We start from the raw sequence: 5016 nt of genomic DNA on the forward strand, positions 1-5016 counted from the left end.
TTCATCGAGGGCATGCCACATCGCGCCAAGTTGCCGCCGGCCTATAACAGTTATCTGCGCATCACCACCGAACCGGCCTTTGCCGAATCGTTCCAGCCCTATCAGGCGCTGCTGCGGCCGCTGTTCGTCACGTCTTTTCTGATCGACGACTTCCTGGCGGATGAGAATTTTTTCGGTGCGCAGACCGTTGTGCTGTCCAGTGCCTCGGCGAAAACCGCTTTCGGCCTGGCGCATCTGCTGCATCGCCGCAAGGACATCACCGTGGTCGGGCTGACTTCAGCCGGCAACCGCGCCTTCGTCGAGGGCCTGGGTTGTTACGACCGCGTGGTGACCTATGACCAGATCGCCGACCAGCCTATGGAAGAGTCCGTCTATGTCGATTTCGCCGGCAGCGCCGATCTGCGCCGCGCAATCCACGAGCATTATGGCGACGGCCTGAAATACAGCTGCGCCGTCGGGCTGTCGCATCGAGAGATGAACCCACCAGGCAAGGGCCTGCCAGGGCCGAAGCCGCTGTTCTTCTTCGCACCCGACCGGATCGTCAAGCGCAGCAAGGACTGGGGCCGCGGCGGCCTGGAAAGCAAGCTGAACACCGCCTGGGCCGACTTCCTGCCGCTGTTGCAGGGCTGGATCAGGGTCATTCGTGGCGACGGCCGTGCCGCCGTGGAGGCGACCTACCGCGCGACGCTGGCGGGCCAGTTGAAGCCCGATGAGGGCCACATCCTCAGCCTGTGGGAATAAACAGCCCGCCGATCAGGCCGCGCGATTGGCCCGCAGCTTGTTCTGCAGCAGGGCCGACAGCCGTTCGATGCCCTCACGGATACGCGCCGGCTCGCCCAGCGAGAAGCTGAGCCGTGCCGTATTGCGCTTCACATCGGTGGCATAGAAGGCCGAGCCCGGCACGAAGGCCACCTGGATATCCTTCACCGCTTCCGCCAGCAGTTCAGTGCCGTCGATGCTGTCGGGGAATTCCAGCCAGATGAACATGCCGCCATCGGGTTTGGTGTAGCGCACTTCCTTGGGCAGGCAGCGCTCCAGCGTTTCCAGCATCACGTCGCGGCGTTCCTTGTAGGCCTTGCGCAGCTTCGCCACCTGGCTGGCATGCGAGGAGGACGCGATATCGCAGGCCACCATCTGGTTGATCGTGCTGCAATGCAGATCAGACGCCTGCTTCACCAGCACCAGCTTGTTGATCAGTGCCGGATCGGCACAGACCCAGCCGATGCGTAGCGCCGGCGTCAGCACTTTCGACAGGCTGCCGACATAGATCACCAGCCGCTTGCCGTCGCTGCCGGGCGCGGCGAGATCCTGCAGCTCCAGCGCGGCAAAGCTGGGAATGCGTGCATTCTCGTAGCGCAGTTCCTCGTAAGGTGAATCCTCCAGGATGGCCACGCCATACTGATGCGCCAGCTTGAGGATCGCCTTGCGGCGCGCGAGCGAGGTGGTAATGCCGGCCGGATTACAGAAATCCGGCGTGAGATAAAAGAATTTCGGCTTTTGCTTAAACGCGGCTTCGAGCGCGTCGAGCACCACGCCCTCGTCATCCATCGGCGCCGAGAGGAACTTCGGCTGGTAGGTGCCGAACACCTGGATGGCACCGAGATAGCTGGGCGAGGACATCACCACGGCGTCGCCCGGATTGATCAGGGCGCGGCCGAGAAAATCGAGCGCCTGCTGCGCGCCAGACGTGATCAGCACCTGCTCCGGGCCGGTCCCGATACCGTGGGTCTTGAGATATCCCACGATCCAGTCGCGCAGCGGCGGATAGCCCTCGCTGATCGAATACTGGAAAGCCTCGCCCGCCAGCGCCGGATTGGCCAGCACCCGCTGATACGATGCGCCGATGGCATCCAGCGGAAACAGCGCCGGATCGGGGATGCCGCCGGCAAAGGAAATGATTTCCGGCCGGCTGATCAGCTTCAGCAGTTCGCGGATTTCAGAGGCGCGCAGGGTGCTGACAGCCTGGGACAGGCCGGGAAAGACGGATTCGGTCATGATGCTGGCTCGGGTTTCCTCAAAAGTTGATGCCAGCTTATCGACATGGCCGGTGTTGGAAAAGCCGCCCGCCGCGGATTCTAGGCCAGCAGCCGGGCCAGCAGGCCATCCAGCACGGCGCGCCCCTCGGTTGTGGCCACGATCCGCGCCGGGCTGCGCTGCAGCAACCCGGCGGCCTCCAGCGGCGCACTGCGCGCGGCGGGCACAAAACTCTCGAGATCGAGGCCGGTGGCGGCATGGAAATTCTGGGCATAAACGCCCTCGCGCAGGCGCAGCCCCATCATCAGGGCTTCCTCGGCGCGCGCGACGGCATCGACCGGGGTTTCGCTCTCGCGGCCATGGCCCTCGCTGTCCACCTGCTCGAGCCAGGCTTCCGGCTTGCGGCGGTTCTGCACCGCGCGCCAGCCGCCCGGCTGCTGCAGCCGCATATGCGCGCCAGGCCCGAGGCCGAGATAGGATCCGCTGCGCCAATAAACGAGATTGTGCCGGCTCTCGCCGCCCGGCCTGGCATGGTTGGAGATTTCATAGGCTGGCATGCCGGCCTGCTCCAGAATCTCCTGCGTCAGGTCATACAGCGCCGCCTGGTCATCGGATGGCATCGGCTGCAGCACGCCGCGCGCCACCGCACCGGCAAAGCCGGTATTGGGCTCGATGGTCAGCGTGTAGAGTGAGAGATGATCGCCGGCGAGGATGAGCGCATCGCCGAGTTCAGCGCGCCAGCTTTCCGCCGTCTGCTCCGGCCGGGCATAGATCAGGTCGAAGGAATAGCGTGGCACGGCTTTCGCGGCAGCTTCGATGGCGCGGCGCGCCTCGCCGGAATCATGGGCGCGGCCAAGGAACTTCAGCACCGCTTCGTCGAAGCTCTGCACGCCGATGGACAGCCGGTTGATGCCGGCCGCTGCAAAGGCGGCGAACTTGCCGGCCTCGGCCGAGTTCGGGTTGGCCTCCAGCGTGATCTCGACATCCTCGGCAAAGGCCCAGTGGCCGCGCGCCGCCTCCAGGATCGCGGCTGCGGTTTCCGGCGGCATCAGCGACGGCGTGCCACCACCGAAGAACACAGATGTAATCGTCTCACCGCGCCCCACACCGGCAGCAGCATACTGTGCCATCTCGGTGAGATAGGCCGCCTGCCAGCGCACGGCATCGACGCGTTCGCGCACATGAGAATTGAAATCGCAATAGGGACATTTCGAGACGCAGAAGGGCCAGTGCACATACAGGCCGAAGCCGCGCCGCGGTATAGTGCCCTCAGCCGAAACAGGCATCGATCAGCTGCCGGAAGGCCAGCGCACGATGGCTGATCGCATGTTTCTCGGCCGCCGGCATCTCGCCGAAGGTGCGCGTCTCATCGTTTGCGGTTGGCAGAAACATCGGATCGTAACCAAAACCATGCAGGCCGCGCGGCGGCCAGACCAACCGGCCCTGGATGATGCCCTCGAAGCTTTCGACATGGCCATCGGGCCAGGCGAGGCTGAGCGCACAGACGAACTGCGCGCCGAACGGCGGCTCGGCGCCTTTATCCTCGACAGCGCGCCAGACCTTGTCCATCGCCTTGGAAAAATCCTTCGACGCCCCGGCCCAGCGCGCGGAGTAGATTCCCGGCGCGCCATCCAGCGCATCCACAGCCATGCCGGAATCATCGGCCAGCGCGGGAATCTGCGCGGCCTGCGCCGCCGCCAGCGCCTTCAGCTCGGCATTGGCGATAAATGTCAGTCCGGTTTCTTCCGGTTCGGGCAGGCCAAGTTCGCCGGCCGACACCGCGCGCACCTTGAACGGTGCGATCAGGTCGCCGATCTCGCGCACCTTGCCGGCATTGTGGCTGGCGATCACCAGCGTGTCGCCACTGAAGCGACGGCGGCTCATGCCTACAGCCCTACCGCCTGGCGCTGCAGCGTCATCAGATCCTTCACGCCCAGCTTGGCGAGGCCGAGCATGGCGGTGAACTGCGCTTCCGAGAACGGCTCTTTCTCGGCGGTGCCCTGCACCTCGACGATGGCGCCGGTATCGGTCAGCACGAAATTGGCATCGGCCTGCGCCGTGCTGTCTTCCGGGTAATCGAGATCGAGCACGGCGACGCCGTCGCACAGCCCGCAGCTGACGGCAGCGACCTGGCCGATCAGCGGGATCTTGGCAATCGCGCCATCTTTCACCAGCTTGGCAAAGGCCAGATGCAGCGCCACCCAGCTGCCGGTGATCGCTGCGGTGCGCGTGCCGCCATCGGCCTGCAGCACATCGCAGTCGAGGCGGATCTGGCGCTCGCCGAAGCCGGCAAGATCGGTGACGGCACGCAAGCTGCGGCCGACCAGGCGCTGGATTTCCTGCGTGCGGCCCGATTGCTTGCCGCGCGAGGCCTCGCGGTCGGTGCGGGTATGGGTCGAGCGCGGCAGCATGCCGTATTCCGCCGTCACCCAGCCGCGGCCGGTGTTGCGCAGGAAGGGCGGCACCTTCTCTTCAACCGTGGCGGCGCAGAGCACATGGGTCTCGCCGAACTTGATCAGGCAGGAGCCCTCGGCATATTTGGCGAAACCCGGCTCCAGGCGGACCGGGCGCAGTTGATCGGCGGTGCGGCCACTGGGACGCATGGTTTTTCCTCGCGAATAAGTCTGAAAAGCGTCAGCGGTTTCTAGTCGATCTGGCTGCAGCGGACAAGCCACCTTGACAGCCAGCGCCAATCGAATATCACCGGCAGCATAACCGAAGGGTGGAGGCCGGACCAGCAACCGGCAGCCTGCGGTGGGGGGATGTCTTAATGGCCTGGCGTATAACCGGAGTGATCGGCCTGTTTGCCGCGCTGATCTGCAGTATCAACCCCGCACTTGCCGCGGAGGACGAACATGAGAGGGCCGGCCAGCGCTTTGGCTTCGGCGATCTCGAAATCGGCCTCACGCTGGATGCCGGCCTCGGCCTGTTCGGCGTCAGCAATGCGCAGAACGGCCTGGGCAGCCTGTCCTCGCATGGCCGGCGCAAGGGCGGCCGCAACTGGGCCGAAGCCTATGTCACGCCCGGCCTCGATGCTGCCTA

5 protein-coding genes and 1 pseudogene are annotated in these 5016 nt (G+C 65.1%); 2 read left to right on the top strand and 4 right to left on the bottom strand.

What is annotated here, in order from left to right:
- On the top strand, positions 1-741 hold a 741-nt coding region (locus AAG799_RS22215), incomplete at its 5' end, for a DUF2855 family protein (protein WP_341899254.1).
- Between the two features lie 12 nt (positions 742-753).
- On the opposite strand, the gene AAG799_RS22220 is transcribed toward AAG799_RS22215, so the two are convergent.
- The 4 genes from AAG799_RS22220 to rph form a co-directional block, all read right to left on the bottom strand.
- Positions 754-1995 (bottom strand): PLP-dependent aminotransferase family protein, encoded by a 1242-nt coding sequence (locus AAG799_RS22220; RefSeq protein WP_341899255.1) that lies wholly within the window; start codon positions 1993-1995, stop codon positions 754-756.
- 80 nt (positions 1996-2075) lie between these two features.
- Entirely contained in the window at positions 2076-3260 is a 1185-nt protein-coding gene (gene hemW, locus AAG799_RS22225; RefSeq protein WP_341899257.1) for a radical SAM family heme chaperone HemW, read from the bottom strand.
- Positions 3244-3858, bottom strand: coding sequence for an RdgB/HAM1 family non-canonical purine NTP pyrophosphatase (gene rdgB, locus AAG799_RS22230; protein ID WP_341899258.1), 615 nt, complete (start codon positions 3856-3858; stop codon positions 3244-3246). Before rdgB ends, hemW begins: the two co-directional genes overlap by 17 nt.
- 2 nt (positions 3859-3860) lie before the next feature.
- Complete coding sequence (gene rph / locus AAG799_RS22235) at positions 3861-4577, bottom strand: ribonuclease PH (RefSeq protein ID WP_341899259.1); 717 nt, start codon at positions 4575-4577, stop codon at positions 3861-3863.
- Between the two features lie 167 nt (positions 4578-4744).
- Here rph and AAG799_RS22240 point away from each other — a divergent pair.
- Positions 4745-5016, top strand: a pseudogene (locus AAG799_RS22240) (hypothetical protein); the annotation flags it as partial.

This window comes from Ferrovibrio terrae, from assembly GCF_943371255.1.
Taxonomy (GTDB): domain Bacteria; phylum Pseudomonadota; class Alphaproteobacteria; order Ferrovibrionales; family Ferrovibrionaceae; genus Ferrovibrio; species Ferrovibrio terrae_B.

Coding starts and splice junctions, on each gene's coding strand:
- AAG799_RS22220 (WP_341899255.1), bottom strand. CDS start 1,995: ATGACCGAATCCGTCTTTCCCGGCCTGTCCCAGGCTGTCAGCACCCTG.
- hemW (WP_341899257.1), bottom strand. CDS start 3,260: ATGCCTGTTTCGGCTGAGGGCACTATACCGCGGCGCGGCTTCGGCCTG.
- rdgB (WP_341899258.1), bottom strand. CDS start 3,858: ATGAGCCGCCGTCGCTTCAGTGGCGACACGCTGGTGATCGCCAGCCAC.
- rph (WP_341899259.1), bottom strand. CDS start 4,577: ATGCGTCCCAGTGGCCGCACCGCCGATCAACTGCGCCCGGTCCGCCTG.